Source organism: Streptomyces sp. NPDC030995 (assembly GCF_055571215.1).
In genome coordinates this window covers 1-23,974 of the sequence record NZ_JBVIFS010000033.1, presented here as the reverse complement: position 1 = coordinate 23,974, position 23,974 = coordinate 1, and the positions used below count along the sequence as shown (strand labels likewise).

The following is a 23,974-nucleotide window of genomic DNA, read 5'->3' as shown; positions in this document are numbered from 1 at the left end:
GGCCGTGCAGCTGCCTTCCTGGCCGCCCGCTCGTCGAACCCGTAGCCACCAGCGCCAGTGCGGAAGATTCATGTCCTCTCGTTCGGCAGGACCACGGTGACAACCCCTTGCCGCCTGATTCCCAGGTCCTGACCAGCACCGAGGTGAGACGCCTGTGAGCAGCCCGATCGCCCTTTCGGAAAGCTCCCTTGCTGCCCTGCACCATCTGCGGGAGAAACGGGAGATCAACACCGTGACACTTCGCTACGCGGACGTCCCGGGCGTCCTGGTGATGGAGGTCGAGGAAAACCTGACCCCTGACGAGTTGGTGCAGGCCCTGCCTGCGGACGAGCCGCGGCTGGTCGTCCATGAGCTGTCCTTCGCCAGCCCTGAGGGCATGCGAAGGAACACCCTGCTGCTGATCTTCTGGATGCCACCGGACGCCAGCGAGCAGGAGGAGGCGTACGCGTCCGGGTACAGCGCCCTGAAGGAGTACCTGGCCGACGTTCACGTCCACCTCACCGCTCGGCGGGCCGACCAGCTCGCGTACCGAAGGCTCGTCGACCTGGCCGGCTGAGGACTCTGCAGCCTCAGCCGAGCGCACCGGCGGCCGCCGCGCGTGTTCTGCGCGGCAGCCGCCTGGCTTTTGGCTCGGGCGGAACCTGCCCTGCGGGCGGGTTCGGCGAGCGCTGTCAGACCTGGCCTCGCCACTGTCCGGTGGCTGATCCGCGGTCTTCGATGAAGTGCTTGAAGCGCTTCAGGTCGCCCTTGACCTGGCGGTCGACGAAGCCGAGCTTGTCGCCGAGGTTCTCCGCCATCCCCTCGGGGTCGAAGTCCATCAGCGTGACCTGCGTATGGGTGGGATCGATGGGCTGGAAGGTCACCAGGCCCGACTGCTCGCTCTCGCCTCCGACGGTCACCCACGCCACCTTGGTATCCGAGATCTGCTCCGTGATCTCCGCATCGAACTCCCGCTCGACGCCAGCGATCTTCGTCACCCAGTGCGTGAGCGTGTCCGTGCGCTGCTCAATTCGCTCCACCCCGTCCATGAACTGCGGAAACGACTCGAACTGCGTCCACTGGTCATACGCCGTACGGACCGGAACGTCGACCTCGATGGACTCCTTGACCTGTGACATGACCTGTCTCCTTTGATCTTGGGTGGTGAAGCGGGAGCCAGGCGGTCTCGGGCCTGTCCCCGACTCCCACAGGGCACCCGCATCCGTGCCCGCTCACCGTGCGCCTGCCCCGGCAGCCAGGGCCGCCGAGTCCGTCCCCGGCTCCGGCGTCCCGGCGAGCGGCCTCGCGGCGGAGCAGAAGCCGGCCCCAGGCAGCAGGCCGACGACTGGGCCGAGTGCCCGTTTGACCGCACGGATCGCCGGCACCCCCGAGCCTGTGGCCCGGGCGCGCTGCCCTGTCCCGTTCCGCTTCATTCGGTGAGGCGGTTCCAGCGTGCGATGTCCATCGGAAGGGTCAGCGGGCGGTACTGGTCGGTGTCGGTGTCGGTGTCGGAAAGTCGGGGTTCGTCGGTCGGGGAGGTGTCGCTGGTGTAGCGGGGGGAGGTGGCGGTCCACATGGTGACGCCTGCGATGAGGTGGCCGAGGGCTTCGAGGTAGGTACGCAGTTGGGGGCTGGCGTTGGGGTGGAGGGTGTCGCGGAGTTTGAGGAAGGTGTCCAGGGTGCGGTTGCGCAGGGCGTTGGCCGTGTCGACGGCTTCCTGGAGGGTGAGGTGGGGGTCCTCGTTCTGCAGGACGCGGATGAGGCTGCAGTCGTATTCGCCGCGTTCCGTCTCCTTGTGGCGGGAGAGGAGTTCGTTGTCGAGCAGGGCGATGGTCAGGGCGGTCTGGGTGGCGGCGCGTGCGGCGGGCGAGCCGATCTCGTGGGCGGGGATGTCGGCGCCGGTGGAGATTTCGACCATGGCGGCCACGGCATCGCCTGCGCCGTGGGCGTAGCGGAAGGCGAGGTAGTCGTCGAGGGACGGCAGGGTGGCGGTCCGTTGGAGGGAAGCTTCGTGGACCATGCCCAGTGCGTAGCCGCGGAATCCGTCGATGGCCCGGCGCAGGGCTGAGGGGTGGGCGATGGAGTGCAGGTCCTGGGCGATGTCGGCCCAGGCGCGGACCCAGAGGTCGTCATCAGCTGTGAGGGCGTCGGGTGTCTCCATGATCTGGACCAGGCGGGCGGCGCGGCGGATGAGCTGGTGGAGGCTGTCTTCGGAGGTGCCGGCGCGGTCGCCTTCGTCGTCCAGGGCGAAGCCCCAGGCCATGTAGCGGGCCATGGTACGGGCGCTGAGGCCGGTGGCGGAGGGGATGGTGGCGGCGGTGCCGTAGGCGCCGACGGTGCCCATCAGGGCGGCGTGCTCGGCGTCGGGGCACACCCCGGTCTGCTGGAGCCAGTGGCCGATCTCCTCGGCCATGGCCTGGGTATCGGCGTTGGCGAGGGGGGTGATCGGGGCCCAGAAGGTGGGCAGTGCGAATGCGGCGGGGGCGGCGGGGGCGGTCACGGGCGTGCTCCTTGGGGTGCGGGTTTCAGTGGGTCCGGTCGGCGGCGAGGCGGGCAAGGCAGGTGAGGTCGGCTTCGGCCGCCGGCTCGGGGTTGGCTGCGCGCAGGTGTTCCAGCGCCTGACCGAGGTGGTGGCGGCTCTGGCCGACGGCCCAGTCGCGTCCGCCGGCGGCCTCGACGAGGTGGGCGGCCCGTTCGAGTTCGTCGGAGCCCAGCGGGCGGGAAGTGGCGTACAGGGCCGCGAGTTCGCGGGCGGGTTCGTTGTCTGCGGACAGCGCGGCCGTAACCGGCAGGCTCTTCTTGCGGGCCTGCAGGTCGGCCAGGCGTGGCTTGCCCGTCACCGCCGGATCGCCCCAGATGCCGAGGATGTCGTCCGCGAGCTGGAAGCACTGGCCCAGGTGCGTGCCGAAATCACGCAGATGGGCGGTGCGCTGCGCGTCGGCGCCGCCCGCCAGGGCCCCCAGGGCGCAGGAGACGGCGATCAGCGAGCCGGTCTTCGCCGCGGCCATCGCGGCGGCCTCACTCGGGCTGACCGGATCGGGGCGCTGTTCGAGGGTTGTGTCGGCGTACTCGCCGTCGATGAGCTCCTGTACGGCTGCTGTCAGCCACTGCAGGCCGGTGCCGCACAGTGGCGCGGGCGCCTGTGCCATGGTCTGCACGGCGAGGAAGAACGACGCATCGCCGGCCAGAATGGCCGCCGGCGTGCCGAACAGGGCCTGGATGGTGGGTCGGTGACGCCGCAGCTGATCGTTGTCGATGACGTCGTCGTGCAGCAGGGAGGCGTTGTGGACCAGTTCGGCCGCGACCGCAGCGGGCAGCGCCCGGGCCGTTGGACCGCTGACGGCCCGGCACGCCAGGAGGACCAGCGCCGGGCGCAGGGCCTTGCCCGGCACGGCGGCCGGGCGCCCCTCGGCGTCGGTCCAGCCGAGATGATAGTCCGTCAGGCGACGTATTGGTGGCGCTAAGTGGCGGGCGGCCTGGCGCAGGGCGGGGTCGACCGCGCGAGCGGCACCGGCCAGGATCTGGCTTGCGGATCTGGCCCGGGGCACTGCTATCGGTTGCGATGCCATGCTGGCTCCTTGTCTGTGCGGTCGTGGTGGGCTGTGAGGGCGCGCGTGCGGGCCACCCGGCCGGTGAGGTGCACGGCAGGGCGGGTCCAGACGTGGATCGCTGCGCGGTTGGGCGCCGCGACCGACGCTGTCGGATGAGCGGATGCGGAACAGGTATGCGCGCGTTCCTGTTACGGCCGGTCAGGCCCCGGGCCGCGATCGTCGTGGGCCGGGGAAGGGCGCGGGTGGGCGACGACGATGACGCGGTCGGGCGTCAGCACGGCCTTGGCGACCGGCCGGGGCTCGGGCCCAGGCCCCGGAGTCAGGCGCCATCGGGTACTGATCGCCACGAGGGCGATCATCTCTTCGGTGAGGCTGAAGACGTCACCGATGCACTTGCGTGCGCCGCCACCGAACGGGAACAGGCCGCGCTGACCTGCGTTGTCGCCACGCTGGGAGCACCAGCGATCGGGGTCGAAACGCTCGGGATCGGGGAACAGCCGCGCGTCATGGTGGAGCATGTAGGGGCTGAACACCACGGCGCTCCCCGCCGGGACGCGCCACCCGCCCAGCCTGGCATCGGCGGTCGCGGCCCGGGTGAGCAGCCAGACCGGCGGGTACAGGCGCATCGCCTCGGTCAGTACGCCGCGGGTGTACTCCAGGCGGGAGAGGTCCTTGACGGCGGGCACCTGCCCTGCGAGGACGCTGGTGATCTCGGCGTGCAGGCGCTCCTGGACTTCGGGGTGCCGGGCGAGCAGGTGCAGGGTCCAGGACATGGCGGTTGCGGTGGTCTCGACTCCGGCCATCATGAACGTGAAGATCTGCTCGTGGACCTCTGCCTTGCTCAGCCTGTCTTCGCCCTCACGGGCTTCCGACAACGCTGACAGCATGTCCTCACCGCCGGGGCGGTCACCCTTGTCGCCCCGACGCTCCTCGATGAGCTGGTCGATGACTGCGTGCAGGTCCGCCGCCGCCCGATGGTACTTCCGGTTGGCGGAGGTGGGCAGCTTCTCCCACACCCGTAGCGGTGCGGTCATCTGCCGGTAGACGCCCTCGGTGACGACGGGGATGGCATGCTGGACGGTCGCGATGGACGCTTGGTCCAGGTCGGAACCGAACAGGGTGCGTGCGGTGATCCGCGCGAACAACGCCACCATCTGTTCCACGACGTCGACTGGCCGTTCGGCTTGCCACGTCCCGATCAGTGCGTCGGCCTCGTGAGCCATGACCGGTGTATACGCCTTCAGTCGGGCGCGCGTGAAGGCGGGTTGCGCCAGCGGACGCTGGCGCTGGTGTTCGGTCCACGCACTGGTCGCCAGCCCGTTCGCCACGATCTGGCGGGCTTTGTCGAAGAGCATCCCGCCCTTGTCGAACACCGCCGGCTCGCGGAGCATCTGCTGCACCAACCCCGGCTCGCACACCACGTACGCCCGCACCGGACCCAGTCGGATCCGGACCAGGCCACCGTGGCCCGATAACGACTTCATGAACTCCAACGGCCCGCGCCGCAATTGCGGAAGGTGCCCGAGGAGAGGCCACGCCCCCGGTGCGTCCGCCACCCGACCTGACATCCGCTCCGCCACAGTCGGCACCGAAGCCCTTCGTTGACGTCCACGCGGCAAACCTTAGGACGCTGGGACGCTGCCGGTCAGGCAAATGATCGCATCGCCACGACAGGCGGCCCCGGCAAGCGGCCCGGCCGGCACCGCCGCCACCGTCCAAAGATCTCGCCGACCACATACGACTTGCCCCACCCCCGAGCAGCGAGACCGGGAGCCGATGCCCCTGGTGGAGGTGACCACAGGGGCGCTCCGCATCGGGCCCGCCGAGTCATGGTCACCCGCCGGCACGCCTGGGTCCCGGTGAACTGCTCGGTCTGGGACTGCCGGACCGTCGATACCGGCAGCCTCGGCACGCTGACGCCAGGTCCATTGAGACGGACGAGCAGATCGAAGGCTGCCTGTCCTTCTTCGACGTCCGCGGCCTCGTCCTGAGGCCCCTGACATCACCGTCGAGACCACCGACCTCGACGGGGCCACGGCGACCACTACTTACCGGCAGGGCCTGGCTCGGCTCATCCACCACGAAATCGACCAGACCACCTCGACGGACACCTGTACGACGACCAGATGAGGGAAGGCGTCGCGCCCATCCCCGTTGCCGAGTAACGCCAGACCGGATCGGCCTGGCGTTACTGAGAGGACGTCAAGTCCGTTGCCGGTAGCGGCCTCGGTCCGGAGCAGCACCAGCAAACTGGCGGTTCCGCAGCGGCACGAGGCTGGAGCCGCGGCTGCCTGCGTGCCAGGCTGGCGGCCATGATCGTGAGGGTGAGTGAGGCACGCGTACGTCCTGAACGCTTCGAAGCGTTCCACGACTGGATCGTCTCCGCGGTGCGCGATTTTCCTGGTCGCCATTCAGGGCTGGTCGACCACGAGGTACTGCTCGCGCCGCCCGACTCGCTGCTGTACGTCAGTCGCTGGCGCAGCGAGGAGGACTTGGTCGGCTTCGCCGGCGAGCACTGGCGTGACCAGCCTGTGGTTCTGCCGGGCGAGGACGAGTACCTCGTGGCGCCACTTCAGGTGCGACACTTCACAATCGCATCTCTGATCTGACTACAGCCGCAGGGCAGCGGCTGCTTTCCCCTGCGCGTTGCCGGTCCAGGCGTGCAGGGGGACCCCGCCGAGGGGGGGATTCGGCGGGGTCCCGATAAGCACAGTAGCTCTTCGAGCTCGTCGATCAGGCATTTCCGCTGAGGGGCTCGCCGGGTTCCGCCTGGGTTGATGTCCGCAGGCTCAGAGGATGGGAAGGCCCGGCGCTCGCGAGGGCTCAGCCTGCTGAGCCCCGGGGGCATAGCCGGAGCCACGCTGTGAGCGAGGCGTGGAGTTCAAGGACTTCCGAGTGTGAGAGGTTGTCGCCTGCCGACCCGACGTGCAGGCGCACGGCGTCAGGGGTGATTTTCCACCCGACTGCGCGAGCCCGGGGCGAGGTCAAGGTTTGGTTGTGCGCGAGGGTATGCAAAGCGGCCTCGGCGCGAGGGGACATTGGTGTTACTGCCCTGGCGCGTGGGATGGAATGCGTAGGTCGCACGGGCAGGCCGATTGTCGTATAGAAGGTGCGGATCGCATCTTCCAGTTGGACAGATGGGGCAGGAGCAGGTCCGACGAACTCGCTGAGGAGTTCGGCGCCGTGGCGGTGCGTACCCGCCGTATGGCTGTGGATGGAGGGGGTGCTCGTCTCCCTCAAGCCGGATACAGGCCGGAGCGATGAGTACGCGGGTGTAGCCGTCCTTGAGGAGCTGGGCGTGGACTTCTCGTAGCGGGCAGCCGGTCTGGATCACGCAGATCTGGGTCAGTAGAAGATCATCGGGAAAGGTGGGCCGACTGGGTGAAGTCGGCGTCGCGGCGATGAGTCTGCGGGCACCGGCAGGTCTATCTCTTGACGGAGACAACCGACTCATCGGGAGTAAGTCATGGGCCTCATCCACATCGAGCTGTTCGCGACCCTCGACCTGGTCGGGCAGGCGCCTGGCGGCCCTGACGAGGACCCGGTGGGTTTTCCGTTCGGCGGCTGGCAGGCGCCCCTGCTGGATGAGGTCGCCGGGGCGCAGGTCGGGGCCGCGTACGAGGGCACGGACGCCCTCCTCCTCGGCCGGCGGACGTACGACATCTTCGCCGCCTACTGGCCTCACCAGGAGGGCGGCGAGGACAACGAGATCGCCACGCTCTTCAACAGCGTCCCGAAGTACGTGGCCTCTCGCGGCAGGCCCGACCTCTCGTGGGCCGGGTCCACGCAGCTCGGCACGGACCTCGCCGACGCGGTACGTGAGATCCGTGACCGGCACGAGCACGTGAAGGTCGTCGGGAGCCTGAACCTCGTGCAGACCCTCCTGCGCGAGAAGCTCTTCGACCGTCTCGACCTCTGGCTGCACCCGATCGTGCTCGGCGTCGGGAAGAAGGTGTTCGACGACGGCGCGGTGCCCACCAACGTCACGCTCCTCGCACCCCCGGTAGCCAGCCCGAAGGGCACCGTCTACCTGCGCTACGGGCTCGCCGACGGCACTCCCGCGACGGGGGACATGAGCGCACCCGATCGCGGTGCCGGAAGCGACGACTGAGGCCCCCCGGGCCTGGTGGGGGCCGTGCCGCTGCGGAACGGGCACAGGGATACCAGCCGCCCCAGCTGCCCACCCTGCCCGGGACCGGAGAGACCGCAGCGTGGTGAGGCGACCGGAATCTGAGCATCGAAGTTGTCCATCAGGGCCGGGTAGCGCGCTCAGCCACCGCGACATAAGCCCACTCGCCGGGGAACGGCTCAGTTGCCCTGAAGGAACTCTCGGGCGCCGCGGAGCCGGATACCGAGGTGTCGCTGGGTGACGCGGCTGTCGAGAACGACCCTGAGCCCGCCCGTCAGATTCGTGTCGGCGCGCCGTCCTGAGGGTAGTGCGGAGGCTTCGAGTCCATCCCGCTGGGCGATGAGCACGCCGAGTTCGTGGCGGGTGACGGCGTCCGGCCCGGCCAGGTGAAAGATGCCTGTCGCATCGGACCGGGCGAGTTCCCACAGGCCCGCGGCCAGATCGTGCACGTGAACCGGGCAGCGGATGTCGTCGGTGAACAGGGCCCCCTCCTGCCTGCCCGCGGCCAGTGCGTGGACCATGCGCTCAGCGATGACTGGCCGTCACCGATGATCAGTGAGGTGCGGGCGACGGCCCCGCCATCGACGAGGAGCCGTACGGCGGTCTCAGCCGCCGCCTTCGCTGCCCCATATGGCGTGACGGGGTCCGGGAGGCGCGTCTCGTCATAGAGCTGCTGGCTGCCGGAGAAGACCGCGTCACTGGACACGTGGACGAGCCGGATGCTCCGCTCTCGGACGGCGAGGGCGAGGTGCATGCTCCCTTCAGCCGTGATCGCCCAGTCCGCGTTGCCGCTGCTTGCGTTGATCACCACGCTCGGCGCCACCGCATTGAGGACCGACTCCAGGCCGACGGGGTCACGGAGGTCCAGGCGATGCCAGGGCACGCTGACCTGCTCGCCCGGACGGGAGTGGAATGTGGCGGCCGTGGCCCGGCCTGCTGAACTTCCTTGCCGGACAAGCTCCGTGCCCAGAAACCCGCTGCCACCGATGATCAGCACCGTCATGAGCCCCACGCTACTGGGGCCACACGGCGGCGGGGCCGAGATCGCTGGACAGGCCCCGCCAGGGTGTCACGCGGCAACGATCCGTGCCCGGCCGCACGAGCGAACGCAGGGCCCGGACCAATCCGGCCCTTCTGCGGCGGCACGATGAGCCCGGTGCCCAGGTAGGCGCCGTCTGCGATCACCGTGGTGCCGGCCGCTTTCGCGGGCAGGTCCGACTCCCGCCAGACGTGGGCGTCGGCCGTGTTCCCGGGCGCCGGACGGGCCGACGCGATCACCAGGGGGTGTCGGCATGGATGATGACCTGCACGTTCGCCGAGAACCGGTAGTTACGGGCAGACGCGCCGACGGTGCGGTCGTGGACCGGGATCAGGGTGCGTCCACGATCCACAGCCCTTCCACGCCGGAGACCGGCTTCGGCGCCGGCTCCAGCGCAAGCAGTGGCCGAAGCCGCTGGATGCCCCGGCAGACCGTGGCCGGGGAGATGCCGAAGAGCGGGGCGAGATGCCGCATCGTCGGATTGGTGCGGTAGTAGACGGGCACCAGCAGGACCCGGTCCGCCAGCGGCAAATACCACGGCCGGCCACCACCCGGGCCGTTCCCGCACCACCCTCGACAACCGCTCGGACCGGTCCGTCCGCAACCCGGTGAACGTCTCCACCCACAACGACTCAGCCCGCAACACCCCGCCCATACAGGGAAAATGCCCCGCACCGAGCCTTCTGCAACACCCTCCAGCACTGTCGGAGGGCGTCCTCGGGGCTGAGATCGGGTGCGGCCCGTAGGCCAAGGTTTTGGCTTTCCTCCTCTGTAGGGCGTTGCGAAGATCGTACCCATGACCTTCTCGTTCTCGGTCGACCAGATTCTGGGCGACCGCTCCTTCGCCGAGATCGGCCACCCCGCCCTTGCTGTGGCCGACGGACGGCGGGGGCTGCTCGCTGTGGCGGGTACGCACGGCTTCTCCAATCACCCGACGGTCGGCGTCTACGACACCGCCACCCTGTCCTGCCGCGCTCTGATCCGCTCTCGCCTCGTCGTGCAGGCGATGGCCTTCCACCCCACGCTGCCGCTGCTCGCCGTCGGAACCGGTTCCTACGACGGCGGGTACTTCTTCTCCGGTGACCTGCTCCTGCTCAACCTGGAGACGGGAACGTCCGTCTCGGCCTTCGAGCATGGGGACGGGCGTCAGGTCCTGGCGCTGGAGTGGCTCGACGAGCAGCGACTTCGCGTACTCATGGCCCCGCCCGACGACTGGCAGGACAAGGAAGCGCACACGCACGGTCACATCGCCGTGGTACTGCGACCCGACTGGACTCTGGTGCCGCCCAGGTCCATCACGCCCTACGACTTGGCCGGACCCCGAGTATCCGCGCCCCGTCCCGATGGCAGGGCAGCCGCGCATGAGCTGGTGACCGAGCTGAGCCCAGACTGGGAGCCCCGTCTCACTGTTCAGGCAGTGGAGGAGCTCTCGGACGGCCGGATCCTCGCCACGCTCGGCGGGGTGCAGTTGGAGTGCTGGCTTCCGTCGGGGGAACGGGAATGGGCCGTCCCGGACGAAGAAGGGGGCCGCGAGATCGCCGTGGCCCGGGACGAGAGCTCAGCCTGGGTCTCCCTCGTACACCCCGAAAGGCACGACCGGCGCCCGCAGTCCGTGGTCCGGCTGTCCCTGGCGGACGGTGCGCAAGTGGACCAGGTCGCACCGTCCGGCTACGTATCGCTGTCGAGTGCGGCGAACGGCGATCCGGCCCTCGCCCCCTCCGGGTACTGGATCCGGGGTGTGCCCGTCGCCAGCAGGTACCTCTTTCATATCCGGCACGCCAACCACGCCTGTTTCCTCTCCTACGTGAAGCAGGAGGGCACCCGGCGTTCAAATCCTGGAGTTCCGTGGGTAGCCGCCGCCGAACTGAAGCCCGGACGAGGGTCCGGTCGACCGGCCGAGCCGGCGGCAACGAACGTACGGCTTCTGTTCCCCTACTCCTGGGTCCCCGGTGAAGAGCACTTCGGTGGCCCCGGCGTGGAAGCCGCCGACGGGAGCCTGATCCACGCGGGCAGGGTCTTCAGGCAGAGACAGCAGCCCGGTGACTCGTTCGTCGTACGTCGCGAGGCTTCGGACGGGACACCGCGGTGGGTCTTTCGCACCGACCGCTCCGCCACCGCGCTCGACGCCGACGCGACCACTGTCTTCATCGCCTACGACGACGGCGAGATCGTCGCTCTCTGCATCGACGACGGCACCGTGCTCTGGCGACACCACCTCACCCTCGGAAACGTGACAGTGATACCCACGGCACTCACCGTCGCCCTCTCGGGTCGCCTGCTCATCGGCACCCGCGAGGGCCGAATCCTCCTCTACTCCGCCACCAGATGACGGCCTCTGCACGCGCCGCCGCTACCCGAAGTCACTCGTCTGACCTGTGAACGCTTCGGTTGGCGAAGCCCGCCAACTGAAGGGCTCTGACCGCTCTTCCGTTGTGACTACGCCTTTCGTAAGTGTGTTGGCCACGGCGCGCTTGGGGTGTGACTTTCGGCCGCGGTGATCGTTCACCGGTAGTGAGGAAGATCATCACCGTCGTAGCGCGGAGCGTGCGCATCTCGACGGCGTCGCTGGAGGAACGGTTGACTGCCAGGTCGGTTGAACCATGCGTCTGATCCGCGTCGTCTGTTGCGCGACGGTGGCGCTTCTGCTGACGAGCTGCGTCGATCGTCCGGCCGCATCCCACCCCGAGATCCCGGCTGGCGAACATGCCCGGGATGACCTCATCAAGTCCGCGCAGCTTGCCCTCGTCACTCGCTGTCTTTCCGGGCAGGGGCTGACCGTGCCGTCCCCACAGCAACGCCCGAAGGCGGCTGCCGCCCAGGACAAGCGATTCCAGGCCGCCTATTTCGGCACTGACCCCCGCGAGCTGTCCCTCACCCTTCCCACCGGTTACACCGTCACCGCCAACACGGATGGCTGCCTCGCCGACGCGCAGCGCGTCCTCTATGGCGATCAGAAGCGGTGGTTCGAGGCCGAGGTGGTCGTCAACAACCTGCGCGCGGAAGCGCAGGCCCGGATGACGACCGACCCCGATCACCGCGCCGCGATGGCTCGCTGGGAACGCTGCGCCGGACACCTGTCCAGAACGCGCCCGGACCAGCCGGACCCGGCCGTCACCGATCGCTGCAACCGTGAGAGCGGCCTGGCGGATGTCGAATCCCGTCTGGAGCCCACCCTGCTGGCCAAGGTACGTACCGAGCGGCGCGAACAACTGACCGCCTACCGACAACTGCGCACGATCGCCCTGCAGCGCGCCGTCAACCTGACCGCCGACGCACAGGCTCCCCAGGGGCCCAGTCGGAGAACCGAACCAACCACCGATCTGCGGCCGACCGAACCGAAAGGGCACCACCCCTCATGACCATGCAGCGCATCATTACGTCCGCCGCCGCGGCGCTCCTGGCGATGACCGGAGCCCTGACGGTCTCCACTCCGGCCGGTGCAGCCGACTGCCCCAGCGGACACTTCTGCGCCTGGACGGATGCCGACTACGGTGGCCAGCGCGCCAACTGGTCCGGCGATGACGGCTGGTGGGAGAGCTACATCGCAGACGAGGACTCCTCGTGGGCCAATCACGGAATTTCGGGTCCGGGTATCAAAGACCACGTCAAGGTGTACTCCCGGGCACACCAGGGCGGCCACATGACCATCTGCCTGACCCCCGGCCAGGAGGTCGGCTACAACGGAGCTGCGAACGACAACGGGGACTCCCACACCTGGACGATGAGCTGCTGAATCGAGCCCGTGCCCGGCAATCAATCTGACGCGTCGTCCGGGGCCCCATGCGGGTGCGCCCCGGGCGACGGTCCCGGCCATTGAGCCGCACGAGTCCGCACCCAAGCGTGGACTCATCAGCCCGACCGCGACACACCGTGGCGAAGGGCGAAATGTGCGGGCCGAGTGTCCGCCTCGTCCCAGTAGGAGTCTCGTCCAGGCGCAGCCATCACGGAAGAGCGGTCAGCCCCGTAGTCGGACCGTGAGCGCTCTGGTTGGCCCGGGTGAGCACGCTGGATGGCCGGGTCATGTCAGAAGTGGCTGGCACCATGCTCCGCATGGATCTCGTACACCCGCTCGACGGCCTGGATACCCGGCCCTGGTCTTCCCTCTCCCCCGCGTACGGCAGCGCGGAGGACGTTCCGGATCTGCTGCGGGCTCTGACCGGCGCCGACGCCAATGCGGCGGATGAGGCGTTGTCGGAGCTGTACGGGAGCGTTCTGCACCAGGGGACCGTCTACACCGCCAGCGCGGAGGCGGTGCCGTTCCTGGCCGGGATCGCGGCGGCCGGCCACCGCACGGCAGACGTCCTGGCGCTGCTCGGCGGGCATGGCCGAGAGCGAGGACGAGTACAGCGTGGCACCGGGCGCCGCCCGGACCGCCGTGGCCGATCAGCTCCCGTTGCTGGTGCCCCTGCTTAGGCCTACGGTGCCCTGGTGCTCGACAGCGGGCACCTGTCCCAGACCTTATACCTGAGTGCGACCGAACTCGGCCTCGGCGCCTTCGTGACCTCGGCGATCAACGAGATCGACATCGAGCACCGCTTCGGCCTGGACCCGCTGGCCGAAGGCCCGCTGGCGATCTGCGGCTTCGGCTGGCGCGCACACAAGATGAACACCAGCGAATTCGATCCAGCCGAGGAGGTCTGGCTGCGAACGACGGACGCAGCCGAAGAGAGCTGAGTCCACCCGACCACCCTTGAGGTGGCCGAAGCGGACCTCGCGCTGCTCGCCGAATTCGCCGACGCGCTCGACCGCGCGGCCAGCAGGGGCGAGTGCCCTACTACTCGGCTTCGATCTCGTTTTTGGCGTCGACGACCCAGCGCCAGTACGCGGCTTCCTCTTCCTCCTCGTCGCGCCGCTGCTGCTCGTACCAGTCGAGTTCGGGCTCGCCGAGCCAGAGCTGGGCCTCCTCGTCCTGCTGGCGCCGCTCCTCGGCCCGCTCGGCGTACTCGCACGGGTATGCGTACGCCGTCGGGGGCAGCGGTCCGTCCAGGGTTCGCCTCCGGGCGGCGAGCAGGGCCTCGGTGTGGCAGTGGCCAACTCGGCACCGACCGTTGCCGTCGACGTCGTCCGCGCGCGACTGGGGACCTTCAACTGCGCGGGCTCGATCAGCGTGAACGTTCATCCTACGGGCGGCCGGAGTGCCAGTGCCTCGTGCCCCGCGGCGGTCGAGGGTGAACCGGAAGGCTTGCCCCATGTCCGTCCATCACGGAATTCCGGGCGGGGCCAGAATTCGGGATCTGCGTCACCCCCGCCGCGGTAGCCCTCCGAGGGTTACCGCGGCGAGGGCGGGACCGGCGCCAGGTACGCCGCCGTCATTGCCGCCAGGCCCGCATCCGCCGCGAGCGGCACTGCGCCGGAGGACCCCCGCCCTTGGCCGGTGGTGCCACACGCGGGTGCGTGGCCAGAGGCCCTCGCGGGCCGGCACCGGGGTATGAACCCAGGGGTCGCCTCCGGTGAGCAGGTTGATCGGCGTCCGAGGGCGCCGTCACCTGCTGGGTGACGCGCTGCCCTCGCGGCTCTGCTGTCAGGTCACCATCTGCGCGCGGGGGAACTCTCAGCAGGTGACGGTGACCTGGTGGGCCACCGGGTTGGCCGCCCAGGGGAACGAGGCCACGCCGAAGGTGGCGCGGATGGTCGAGCCGCAGGGGACGGTGCTGACCAGACCGCGTACCTGGAGGGTCGAGGAGGTGAAGATGACCGGCTTGGCCTGCGTGTCGGGCGCGGTGCCGCCGAGGACCTCTGCGGAGAGTGTCGTGAACAGCTCCCTCGCGACGGGTGCCGGGCTGCCCGGGGAGGGCGGTCCGGCGAGTCCGACCGTCCCGTAGAACTCGACGGTGGTACCGGTGATGTCGGCGCACACCCGCGTGGCCAGACCCGCCTGGAGACCCGAGTTCCCGCAGGAGGTGACGGTCTCGATGGTGCCGGCGGGCAGGACGGCGGCGCCGGCAGGGGTGATCGCGTAAACGGCCAGGCCTGCGACGCCGGCGGCGAGAAGCGCTAAGCGGTTCATCGGGGTTCTCCTTGTCATGGATCACCGTCCAGGGGGCTCCTAGGCGGTTCTAATGACATGTGATATTTCACATTTCATTAGAACGCGGGATGATCAAGACCTGAACTCCCCACGGCCGCCCCATGACACTTTCGGCCCAGGAGGCCGACGCCTTCGGTGCGGCACGAGGGCTGCCGGTCAGGGGGGCAGCCTTGGTGTGGTGGCCCGGCGGGGCGAGGCTGGGCATGGCGGGCCTCGCCGGATGCATCGCGGGCCGCGAGTATGGGGCGGTGCTGGCCGTGGCCCGGCCGGGTCCGTCGGCACCGCGAGCGGGTATGGGCGGACCCGGCCGGAGCGGGATGGACGGTGACGCATCTGGAGGTCGCGAGTCGGCGAAGAACCCGAGGGGGCGTGCCGGTTCGGGGGGTGTTGCCCAAGAGCGGTCAGGTCGGCGCCGGGCCCACGGAACATCGGCCCGCCGACATGGCTGTCGCGCATGCCGGGCCGCCCCCGCCCGGGGTGCAGCCGGGTCGCCCGGCCCCGGTTGGCGGCCGGCTCCGCGAACATGGCCTCCACGGGCACAGGTCTGGCCGGCGTGGTCCTCGTCGTGCGCAGACCGTACGCGGACGGGGAAACGCCACGCGAGTGGATTGCCGTGAGCCCGGTGTGGTCCACAGGCCCGGAGCCGACGGGGTAACGGTCGTGCCGCCGACGGGCCCTTCGAGGTGCAGCTGGTCGTGATGGCGGAGACGAAACTGCAGTAGACGGATTCGTCACGCCACCGGGGGACGCTGCAACCTGCGTGCAATCGATGACCTTCGGGTCGGCTTGTGCGGTGGCCAGAGCGAGCGAGACGGCCAGAGGTCGTGCGAGTGCCGTTCGTGCAGTCTTCACGAGGGGGAGCTGTCAGACCTGCTGGCGGGTCACATGCCTCCTGGTGTCCGATCCAGGACTACCGGGCGTGAGAGACGTGGCGGCCCAGCAGCAGAACCTCGATCAGTGCCTTCGTGCCGGCTGTGTCTCCGTGGGCCTTGACGGCGGCGGCCCACCCGGCGTCATGGACTGGGGTGAACTTGCCTGCGAAACGGGCCTGTTCAAGCGCAGTCGCGCCAGGGAAGGCACCCGGTTTGCGGATCAGGGCCTCCAGGTAGTGGTCCAGATCCAGGCGGCAGCCGCCCTCTTTTTCGCGATCAGACGCTCGTGCCGGGTCACTTCCACATTCCTGTCATAAACCACCAGGTGGGAGGCGTGCACCACCGCAGCCGGCCTCCTCCAACACGCCCTCACCCGCACTGAACACCCCGCCGCGCGGTCCCTCCTCCACCTCCGCCTCGCCCGAACCCTCGCCGCTCGAGGCGAGAAGCGGCCCGCCCTCCGCGCGCTGAAGGCGGCAGAACACCACCTCGGAGCACGACGGGACGCCCTCTGCCCGCCTGGTGCTCCTGGATGTCCCAAGCCGACCTCGCCGTTGGCTCCGGCCAGGCCCTCCTCGACCTCGGTGAAACCCCGCAAGCCCACCAGCTCATCTCCGACGGGCAGGCCCTCCTGCCCACTACCCGGGACAAGACCCGCGGCGTCTTCCTCACCTACCAGGCCGCCAGCCACCTCCAGCTCAAGGCACTCGAGCGCGCAGCCCAAGCCGCCACCGAAGCCCTGCACCTCTCCCGCCGCATCGGAGCACCCCGCTGCGAACACCTCGTCCGAGAGCTCCTCCCAGCCTTTCAGCCCTACAACTCGGCCAATGGGGTTCGAGAACTGCTAGCCCTTGCAGCCGCATAGACCGCGCCGCGCACTGGTCGGTTCATCCTCCGACGGTGAACCGGGCGATCAGCTCCGGCAAGTCGTCCTCGCCGAGGGCGATGTGGTGGACTGGGTGGGGGTCGTGCAGGTGCCGGGTGACGAGGAGTTCGAAGAGGTCGGCGCGCTGGTCGTCCGCGTAGTGCTCGGTCAACTGGTACCAGTGATGGAGACCTGCCAGGTGACCCGGCCGGGGGCGGGCCGGGCCTGCCGCTCCAGTTCCAGGTGATGGTGTGTGTGGGCGGCGGCGATCTTCGCGCGCAGGGACCCGGCAAACGGTCGTGACCGCGCTCGCTGATCAGCCCCTGTTGCAACGCCCACCGGCAAGCCTCCGCCCGCAGCAGTGGGGCGTCGGTGCGGTGCGGGGCGGCGGGAAGGGAAGTGACAGGCCCGGCAGCCGGAACTCGGCTGCCGGGCCTGTCGGTGGTGCCGTTGTCACGACAGCATGCCGCCGAAGAACGCGTTGCCGACGGCGTTCGGGTCGTCGCTGGTGTAGAAGTCGCGGAGGGCCGCCATGACTTCCTCGCGCGAGATGACACCGTCACCGTCACGGTCCAGCGCCCTGAACGCCGCCTCGATCTCGGCGTCGGACATGTTCAGCGAGGAATGGAACGTGTGGAACTCCTTCTTGGAGAGTTCCCCGTTGCCGTCGATGTCGGCCAGCGCCAGCAGGGCGTCGCCCAGCGGAGCGGCCAGGGACTCGAAGACGTCCTGGCTGCCGGCGAACAGCGAGCGCAGGCCGGCCACGTACTGGTCGGGCGTGATCCCGCTGCTGGTGTCCCCGCCGATGGCCTGCTCGACCTTCTCCCAGAACCGGGAGAACGCCATGCGGACGGCCGCCTCACGCGGCGAGCCCTCCTCCACGCTGAATCGTTCAATCATCCGGGTCACCGTGGCCAGCACGTCGTCGCGATCGATGATCCCGTCGCCGTCGGCGTCCAACGTGCGGAACAACTGCCGGAACTTCTGGTCCAGTACATCGCCGCTCACGTTCACGCTCTGGGACATGCGCGCCTGCTCTCTCTCGAATCCGTACTGATCACCTGCACCTGCGTGTTCATGATTTAGGATCGGCCACGCCCAGACGGCACCGCTTCACTCGACTGGCCGAGGGCAGAACAAGCCATGTTGGGAAGACGACGCAGTCATCTGATCATTGGACAGGGCTTCGGCCGGACGTCAGTTGACCTTCGAGTAAATGTGAGGTCTGTGAGCGGTCCGGTCCGGTCCGGTCCGGTAGCGGTCATGCATTTCGAAGGGATGCGCACACCGCGCCGTACGCCGACACGTCGGTCGACGGCCCTCCTGGCGGACGGTCGCCGCGGCCGCCAGCGATCCGTAGCGCCGCAGGTCACAGCCTTTCGAAATGACAGGGGATCTGAGATCCCACAGCAGCACCCACGACCTGGCCGCGGCACGTCACCATGCATGGAGCCTTTGCCAACTGCGTCACTGCGATGATCCAGGCCGTGCTCATCCTTCTCCACGCGTCAGCATGAGGTTGGAAAGGGCCCATTGTCGCCTGTCGGGCCGCATTCGATGATTGCGGGAAACCGACCTCCCTGGGTGGTCGCGCAGCGGCGGCATCGGTCCCCTATACGGCGGTGAAGGCAAGTGGGAGCCGAGTCGGGCCCTGAAAGCCGGTCGGTGCCCTCCATTCGACGTCCCCGGCAACCGTGACGGTCTTCATTCGGGTGGTGAGAACGCTAAGCATTTCGTGGAGTTCGGCACGTCCGAGCTGTGCCCCCAGACAGTAGTGGAAGCCGGCGCCGAGACCGAGATGCGCTGTGGCCTTGTCTCGGGCGGGATCGAAGGAATCGGGTTCCGGGTAAACGTCGGGATCGCGATTCATGGTGCTGATGGCGACGAGGAGACGGGTGCCAGCGACGAGGGTAAGGCCGCCGAGGTCGATGTCCTGAGTCACATTCCGGCGCAGCATGCTGACCACCGGTCGAAGTCGCATGATCTCCTCGACGGCGCCGGCAATGGTGTCGGGATCGTTTCGAAGCATTTCCCATGTTTCGGGGTTGCGTGCGAGGAATTCCAGGACGATGGCTGCTTGGAGTCGTGGGGTGTGCGTGCCGGCCCCGATGAGGGTTGAGACCAGGATGGTGATCTCGTGATCGGTCAGGTCCGTCTGCATGGCGTGAAGGCGGCTGAGGAGGTTGTCGCCCCGTTCGTGGGAACGGTCGGTCACGAACCGTTCGACGTAAGTGTCGAGTCGGTCGTGACCTTGCGTCCCGTCATGGGAGATCGCCGGGTTGAACATGGCGCTGCTGGCCACGTCAATGGCGTCGGTGAGGAGCGCGTGGTCGGCCACGGGAACACCGAGGGCTGCGCAGATGATGGGTACCGGGTAGGGGTTGGCGATTCGTGCCACCGCGTCGCACACGGAACCCGGCGTGATGTCGTCGAGGAGACGGTTGATCGTGCGGCGCATCACGGGCCGTAGGCTCTCGATCGCGGCGTGGGACGAGGCAAGCGCGCCGTAGTGGCGCTCCCGGACGTGTTGTTCTCCGTCGTGCTGGAGCAGGGATTGCCGCCGTCGTGCGACGTAGCGCGGATCGATTCCGGGTTGCAGGACCTCGTCCAGTAGGCCTTGCCGGATGTTCCGGTTCGAGAGTAGGGCTTTGCCATCCGCGTGACGGAGCAGTACGACGCAATCCCGCAGTCGTGCCGCGCGCAGGCCGTGGGGCAGTTCCGCAAAGGCATCCCAGGCGGGAACGTCGGAACGGTCGAGGAACTCGTCGATGCTCGGGAGGGAGGCGTATGCCGATGCTGTCGACATGAAGTGTCTCCGGTGTTCGTGGCCAGGGTGCGGCTCTTGCGGTGTGGGATGCACGGGCGTGGCCGAACGGGGAGGTGACGGGGCTGTCGCGCTCGGGGGGCGGGAATTCACGGTGCTGACGGAGCGGGCGGGGACGGGGTCTCCCGCAGGTCGGGATTGCGGGCCTCGGTGGCATCGTGGAGAGGCTGATAGCAGTTGTAGCCCATGAGTTCGCCGCCCAGCTGGGCGGCGGTGAGTCGTGCCGCGTCGTTGGGGATGGCGGCCGGGCTTCCCGCCGCGTCCGCGAGGAGTTGTACGTGGCAGCAGGTGTCGAGCAGTGTGAACCACCAGGCCGCTGAATCGAGGGTCTCACCGACCGTGACGAGCCCGTGATTCTTGAGGATCACCGCTTTTCCTCGTCCGAGGGCTTTGGCGATTTTGCGGCCGTCCTCGTCGTTCAGGACCAGGCCGGTGAAGTCGTCGAAGACCTCGTGGTCGTCGAAGAACGGACAGGCGTCCTGGGTCAGTGGTGGAAGCTTGCGGGCAAAGGCGGAGTAGGCGCGGCCGTAGACGGTGTGCAGGTGAATGGCTGCCCGGATGTCCGGGCGTGCGGCGTGGATCTGTGCGTGGATCTTGAACGCGGCGATGTTGACGTCGCGGTTTCCTTCGACGGTCTTGGCGGTGTCGCCGTCGACCCGGATGAGATCGTCTGGTGTGATGGTGGAGAACGGGTGTGCCAGGGGGTTGCACCAGTAGGTCCCGGCGTGTTCGGGATCGGCGACGGTGATCAGCCCGGCAAGGCCGTCCCGGTCGAAGCCGAGCGAAGCGAAGTACCGCAGGGCGATCGTCTGGCGGTACTTCAGGTGGGCCCGGTGGCCGGCGTGGTCGGCGAAGGTCGGGGGTGTGCGGAAGTAGCCCTCTCCGGGCATGTTGTCGAGGTTCATCGCGCGCTCAGCAAGGACGGGTCGTGGCTTGGCTGTCCGTGCAGAAACGAGCCCCACTCGGTCACGATGCTTTCCATGCTCCCTGTGTAGGACCGTTCCGCCTTGACGTACGAGCCGGCCTTCCCGAACGACCATCCCAGGACGTTGCATTCCTCGGGGTCGTGGTTGGGTGCGGCGTCGAGGAATTGTCCAATGCGGCTCGGGATGTCCGGCATCGCGTCACGCGGAATCTTCAGGGCGTAAAAGCAGGTCCGCACCGGCGCGAGAGTCTCGTGATCGACGGTTACGGCCATGCAGTAGTCGGTGGGAATATTGCCGATCACGGTGTCGGCGACCCCGGCAGGTACGTCCTGACTGCCGACGAAATCCGCGGCCCTCGACAGCTCCGTGCGGGTCAGCGGGCCGCGGACGCGGAAGTACCAGTTGAGGGTTCGATGTTTCCAGTCGATGGCGGCGAACCGGATGTGTCGACAATTCAGTGCTTCGAATCGGTCGATCAGCGACTCATAGGGTGTGTCGGCGAGCACGTCGGCAGTGGCTCGGGGACCGCCGAGGAAGATCCAGGTTTTCGCTAATCCGGATCCCGCAGAAAAGTCGCCGGACTGCACGGAACCGTCGAAGCGTTTCGTCCACGTCGCGGCGTACGGTACTAGTGGATGATCCGGCCGCAGTAGATCACCGTCGATCGCTTGGGAAACGACGTCGGTGACCAGACGCGAAAAGAACCTGTAGTTCAGGTGATCACCGGGTCGTTCGGTCGTCTTCCACAGGACGGCACCCTGCCGGAAATTCTCCTCGAACACGTCCAGGACCCGCCTCGTCGCGGCGGGCGCCACGGGGGAACCGAGGGTCGCAGCGGTGGTGCAGATATCGGCGAAGAACTGATTTTTGTCGAAGGCCTGACTGCTCATCGCATCCTGCTCTTTCTTTCTCAAGGTGAGATGCCCGCGCCGAAACGGGTCCGGTTCCCCGGCCGTTCGAGCCGTGCGGTTTCGGACCGGGGGTGTGAGGGGCCTGTCACCTGCTACGGGATGGGGTCGGTGGCCTCACTCCGGGCGTGGCCCAAGGGCGGTGCAGCGTAGTTGCGCTCTGCGGGCCTGTGCACGTCGAGAGGCCGGTCCTCAGTCGATTCTTTCGATGGCCCTCAAGCGGTATCTTCGTGCGGCGACCACAGAGTGGGCCGGGTGCGGACGCGAGCGCAATGCCCGTCGGGGAGCGCACGGAAGTAGAGCCTGCACCCTGAAATGGCATATGTGCCAGCCAGGTTGGCCGCATTCACCCCACCGAGTGAGCGGGCGGGGTTTTCATTTGCATTCCCGCATCGTCGCGCGCCCGGCTGTCACCACAGAGGCTTCGCCATCGGTTATCCGCACATCAGTCCAGTGCCGTTGGCGCGCCCCAGCCTTTCGGGTCCGGACTACGCTTCGGACATGGGGCGAGGCGTTCGAGCCAGGTTCCAGGCAGCGAAATCGACCCGGAGGGCGAGCCCGGGGGTTTCTTTCGAACGTGATTCCGTCGAGTCTCCGTCTCCACGGCCCCGATGGGCTGCGGGACGAGGTGCAACTGGCGAACCGGCGTCCCACCGGGCCCGGCCTGATCGAGCCGGGACGAAGCGGGGGCGACGACGCAAAGGAGCGGGAAGCCGCGGCCGTGGCGGGTATGGGAGGCAACATGGCGCGAGCGACGTAGGTTGCGCCTTCGAGGGACACCTTGAGGGCAGGAGCCGCCGAACGACATGGGGCACAGCCCCGTCGAATCCTCCAAACTCCCGCCGAGAACCGACCACGACGAGAGGGGCGCCTCATGGCGGACAAGCAGGTCGCGATGCCCGACAGCACTGCGGTGCTGACCGCCCTCTGGCGGGCTATCCACGTCCAGGACGACCCACCGCCGCACGTGCTCGCAGACGAGATCGGCCTGCACTTGGCGGCTCCCTCCGACGACTGGCGCCGCCGCCCGGACATGGATCCTCGCACCACCAGGGCTCTGCGGGCGGCCATCGTGGCCCGCGCCCGCTTCATCGAGGACCTGATCACCGAACAAGCCGACTGCGGCGTCACCCAATACGTCATCCTGGGAGCCGGCCTGGACACCTTCGCGCAGCGCAGACCGGAGGTCGCTTCCCGCCTACACGTCTTCGAGGTCGACCGGCCCGGCCCGCAGGCCTGGAAGCGCCGTCGTCTGATCGAACTGGGCTACGGCATCCCCGACTGGCTGCACCTGGTGTCAGTGGACTTCGAGGCGAGTGAAGACTGGCTGGAGCGGTTGAGAGCGACCGGCTTCGACCCCGGGCGCCCCGCCGTCGTCGTCTCCACCGGCGTCACCATGTACCTCACAAAAGACGCCACCATGGCCACCCTGCGGCAGATCGCCGAGCTCGCACCCGGCTCTACGCTCGCCATGACCTTCCTGCTGCCGATCGAACTCCTCGACGACGCAGACCGCCCCGGCCTCCGCATGAGCAAAGAACGCGCGCACGCAATCGGAGCACCGTTCATCAGCTCCTACACCCCACACGAAATGCTCGCACTGGCCCGAGCCGCCGGCCTCGAGAACCCCCGACACCTACGGGGATCCGCAATCGCCCGCCACTACTTCGCCGACCGCACCGACGGTCTCCGCCCATCAAGCGGCGAGGACCTACTGATGGCTGGAATCTGACCCCAGCATCAGTCGGCGGGGGCATGGATCGACTCCTTCAACACGACGGACTACCAGGAGGCGCTGATTCTCGAACGGGCCGTTCTCGAAGCCGTGTCGACCTGGCGCATGAGCAAGCCGCTGGTGGTGGGCGGCGGCGAGGTATGGAAGGACGACGTCAAGCTGATCAGCCTGTCCAGCTTCGTGGAGCGAGGCAGGCAGTGACGTTCTTCCGCTCGCGGGTGAGGTACTGGACCGCGAGCGGAAGCGGGATGTCCACGCGGCCATGAGGAATCAGCGCCGACGCCGTCGGGTGAGGTCAGGGACTGAGGTGTGGTCGGCTAAGGGCTGTCCCGTAAATGATCTCCGAGGTGCCTCGGGCATGGTGGGCCGCGGTCGGGGTCGCTCGCCTATCCGGAGAGGCGAGGTTGTGCATCCGGGCGATGCCGAGCATGGCTTGGTGGACTCCGTCGCCCTTGAGGCGGCAATCACGGAGGATCTTCCAGGTCTTCATGCGGGCGAAGACGTGCTCGACGCGGGCGCGGACCTGTTTGTGGGACTTGTTGTGCTCCTGCTTCCAACCGGGCAGGTCTTCGCCCTTGCGCTGGCGGTGGGGTATGACGAGTCCGGTGCCGGGATAGCCGCCGTCGGCGATCGTCATGCTCTTGCCGGCCACGGCTTTCGCGCCGGACTCCTCCCACGCCTTGCAGTCGTTGCGGTTCCCGGGCAGAGGCCGACCCGCAACGACCACCAGGCGAGTGTCCGCGTCGATGACGACCTGGTGGTTGGTTGAGTACCGGTAGTTCTTGGACTGCTCGGCCACGGTGTGGTCCCGGGTCGGGACAAGGGTTCCGTCCACGATGAGTACGGCGTCCTTGGCGAACCGTTTGTTTGCGGGGCTGGAGGGCGAGCATCGGCCCGAGGTGGTCGATGATGCGGTCCGCTGCCGACTTGGACACCCCAAAGGGGCGCCGCGGAAGATCGTTCCATCCAGGTTGGCGCAGCTGGCGGTAAAACACAGGGTGGCACCCGCCAGATTCGCCTGCTCTAGGGCCTGTGTGATGTCGTGATCAGTTCCTGGGTTCTGGCCTCTTCGCGGGGCGGAACCCGGTAGGACTGTGGTCGTGACGCGCAGGCAACTC

At 68.2% G+C, this 23,974-nt stretch carries 21 protein-coding genes and 3 pseudogenes; 10 read left to right on the top strand and 14 right to left on the bottom strand.

The annotated features are described in order from the left end of the window. Positions 1 to 154 precede the first annotated feature (154 nt). Complete coding sequence (locus tag ACZ45T_RS32495) at positions 155 to 556, top strand: cofilin family protein (protein ID WP_468447689.1); 402 nt, start codon at positions 155 to 157, stop codon at positions 554 to 556. Positions 557 to 671: 115 nt separating this feature from the next. Here the strand turns inward: ACZ45T_RS32495 and ACZ45T_RS32490 are convergent, their stop codons facing one another. From ACZ45T_RS32490 to ACZ45T_RS32475, 4 genes are all read right to left on the bottom strand, one after another. Continuing rightward, positions 672 to 1,118: an SRPBCC family protein gene (locus tag ACZ45T_RS32490; protein WP_468447687.1), complete on the bottom strand. Its 447-nt coding sequence runs from the start codon at positions 1,116 to 1,118 to the stop codon at positions 672 to 674. Positions 1,119 to 1,408: 290 nt separating this feature from the next. Continuing rightward, a complete protein-coding gene (locus ACZ45T_RS32485) occupies positions 1,409 to 2,479 on the bottom strand; it encodes a terpene synthase family protein (protein WP_468447685.1) in 1,071 nt (356 codons plus the stop codon). A 25-nt stretch (positions 2,480 to 2,504) separates the two neighbouring features. After that, positions 2,505 to 3,548, bottom strand: a complete 1,044-nt coding sequence (locus tag ACZ45T_RS32480) for a polyprenyl synthetase family protein (RefSeq protein WP_468447683.1) — start codon at positions 3,546 to 3,548, stop codon at positions 2,505 to 2,507. Positions 3,549 to 3,718: 170 nt separating this feature from the next. Next, entirely contained in the window at positions 3,719 to 5,098 is a 1,380-nt protein-coding gene (locus ACZ45T_RS32475) for a cytochrome P450 (RefSeq protein WP_468447681.1), read from the bottom strand. Positions 5,099 to 5,854: 756 nt separating this feature from the next. Here ACZ45T_RS32475 and ACZ45T_RS32470 point away from each other — a divergent pair. Continuing rightward, complete coding sequence (locus tag ACZ45T_RS32470; protein WP_468447679.1) at positions 5,855 to 6,139, top strand: antibiotic biosynthesis monooxygenase; 285 nt, start codon at positions 5,855 to 5,857, stop codon at positions 6,137 to 6,139. 857 nt (positions 6,140 to 6,996) lie between these two features. Then, the gene (locus ACZ45T_RS32465) at positions 6,997 to 7,641 is read left to right on the top strand and encodes a dihydrofolate reductase family protein (RefSeq protein WP_468447677.1); all 645 of its coding nucleotides are present in this window, start codon (positions 6,997 to 6,999) and stop codon (positions 7,639 to 7,641) included. A 197-nt stretch (positions 7,642 to 7,838) separates the two neighbouring features. Here the strand turns inward: ACZ45T_RS32465 and ACZ45T_RS32460 are convergent. Both ACZ45T_RS32460 and ACZ45T_RS32455 read right to left on the bottom strand, forming a co-directional pair. Continuing rightward, positions 7,839 to 8,662: pseudogene (locus ACZ45T_RS32460) on the bottom strand (SDR family oxidoreductase). Positions 8,663 to 8,790: 128 nt separating this feature from the next. After that, positions 8,791 to 9,353 (bottom strand): annotated as a pseudogene (locus tag ACZ45T_RS32455) (transposase family protein); the annotation flags it as partial. A 141-nt stretch (positions 9,354 to 9,494) separates the two neighbouring features. On the opposite strand from ACZ45T_RS32455, the gene ACZ45T_RS32450 reads away from it, so the two are divergent. The 5 genes from ACZ45T_RS32450 (at position 9,495) to ACZ45T_RS32430 (ending at position 13,372) form a co-directional block, all read left to right on the top strand. Continuing rightward, a complete protein-coding gene (locus ACZ45T_RS32450) occupies positions 9,495 to 11,027 on the top strand; it encodes an outer membrane protein assembly factor BamB family protein (RefSeq protein ID WP_468447675.1) in 1,533 nt (510 codons plus the stop codon). 271 nt (positions 11,028 to 11,298) lie between these two features. Beyond that, positions 11,299 to 12,057, top strand: a complete 759-nt coding sequence (locus ACZ45T_RS32445) for a hypothetical protein (protein WP_468447673.1) — start codon at positions 11,299 to 11,301, stop codon at positions 12,055 to 12,057. After that, positions 12,054 to 12,431: a peptidase inhibitor family I36 protein gene (locus tag ACZ45T_RS32440; RefSeq protein WP_468447671.1), complete on the top strand. Its 378-nt coding sequence runs from the start codon at positions 12,054 to 12,056 to the stop codon at positions 12,429 to 12,431. The genes ACZ45T_RS32445 and ACZ45T_RS32440 overlap by 4 nt, the downstream gene beginning before the upstream one ends. Before the next feature lie 317 nt (positions 12,432 to 12,748). After that, complete coding sequence (locus tag ACZ45T_RS32435; protein WP_468447669.1) at positions 12,749 to 13,111, top strand: hypothetical protein; 363 nt, start codon at positions 12,749 to 12,751, stop codon at positions 13,109 to 13,111. A 15-nt stretch (positions 13,112 to 13,126) separates the two neighbouring features. Beyond that, positions 13,127 to 13,372, top strand: coding sequence for a nitroreductase family protein (locus tag ACZ45T_RS32430; protein ID WP_468447667.1), 246 nt, complete (start codon positions 13,127 to 13,129; stop codon positions 13,370 to 13,372). Positions 13,373 to 13,472: 100 nt separating this feature from the next. Here the strand turns inward: ACZ45T_RS32430 and ACZ45T_RS32425 are convergent, their stop codons facing one another. Further along, positions 13,473 to 13,817, bottom strand: a complete 345-nt coding sequence (locus ACZ45T_RS32425) for a hypothetical protein (RefSeq protein ID WP_468447665.1) — start codon at positions 13,815 to 13,817, stop codon at positions 13,473 to 13,475. A gap of 432 nt (positions 13,818 to 14,249) precedes the next feature. Next, positions 14,250 to 14,705, bottom strand: coding sequence for a hypothetical protein (locus ACZ45T_RS32420; protein WP_468447663.1), 456 nt, complete (start codon positions 14,703 to 14,705; stop codon positions 14,250 to 14,252). Positions 14,706 to 16,130: 1,425 nt separating this feature from the next. On the opposite strand from ACZ45T_RS32420, the gene ACZ45T_RS32415 reads away from it, so the two are divergent. Next, on the top strand, positions 16,131 to 16,463 hold the full coding sequence (locus ACZ45T_RS32415; RefSeq protein ID WP_468447661.1) for a hypothetical protein: 333 nt from the start codon (positions 16,131 to 16,133) through the stop codon (positions 16,461 to 16,463). A 22-nt stretch (positions 16,464 to 16,485) separates the two neighbouring features. Here the strand turns inward: ACZ45T_RS32415 and ACZ45T_RS32410 are convergent, their stop codons facing one another. From ACZ45T_RS32410 to ACZ45T_RS32390, 5 genes are all read right to left on the bottom strand, one after another. Further along, positions 16,486 to 16,635 (bottom strand): hypothetical protein, encoded by a 150-nt coding sequence (locus ACZ45T_RS32410; protein ID WP_468447659.1) that lies wholly within the window; start codon positions 16,633 to 16,635, stop codon positions 16,486 to 16,488. Between the two features lie 281 nt (positions 16,636 to 16,916). Further along, positions 16,917 to 17,489 carry an EF-hand domain-containing protein gene (locus tag ACZ45T_RS32405; RefSeq protein ID WP_468447657.1) on the bottom strand — a complete coding sequence of 191 codons (573 nt, stop codon included), beginning with the start codon at positions 17,487 to 17,489 and terminating at the stop codon, positions 16,917 to 16,919. A gap of 586 nt (positions 17,490 to 18,075) precedes the next feature. Continuing rightward, positions 18,076 to 19,269 carry a cytochrome P450 gene (locus ACZ45T_RS32400; protein ID WP_468447655.1) on the bottom strand — a complete coding sequence of 398 codons (1,194 nt, stop codon included), beginning with the start codon at positions 19,267 to 19,269 and terminating at the stop codon, positions 18,076 to 18,078. A 107-nt stretch (positions 19,270 to 19,376) separates the two neighbouring features. Next, positions 19,377 to 20,192 carry a class II aldolase/adducin family protein gene (locus ACZ45T_RS32395; protein ID WP_468447653.1) on the bottom strand — a complete coding sequence of 272 codons (816 nt, stop codon included), beginning with the start codon at positions 20,190 to 20,192 and terminating at the stop codon, positions 19,377 to 19,379. Continuing rightward, positions 20,189 to 21,103, bottom strand: coding sequence for an aromatic prenyltransferase (locus ACZ45T_RS32390; protein WP_468447651.1), 915 nt, complete (start codon positions 21,101 to 21,103; stop codon positions 20,189 to 20,191). The genes ACZ45T_RS32395 and ACZ45T_RS32390 overlap by 4 nt, the downstream gene beginning before the upstream one ends. Before the next feature lie 892 nt (positions 21,104 to 21,995). Here ACZ45T_RS32390 and ACZ45T_RS32385 point away from each other — a divergent pair. Continuing rightward, positions 21,996 to 22,853, top strand: coding sequence for a class I SAM-dependent methyltransferase (locus tag ACZ45T_RS32385; protein ID WP_468447649.1), 858 nt, complete (start codon positions 21,996 to 21,998; stop codon positions 22,851 to 22,853). A 298-nt stretch (positions 22,854 to 23,151) separates the two neighbouring features. Here ACZ45T_RS32385 and ACZ45T_RS32380 read toward each other — a convergent pair. Further along, positions 23,152 to 23,797: pseudogene (locus ACZ45T_RS32380) on the bottom strand (transposase); the annotation flags it as partial. Positions 23,798 to 23,974 lie beyond the last annotated feature (177 nt).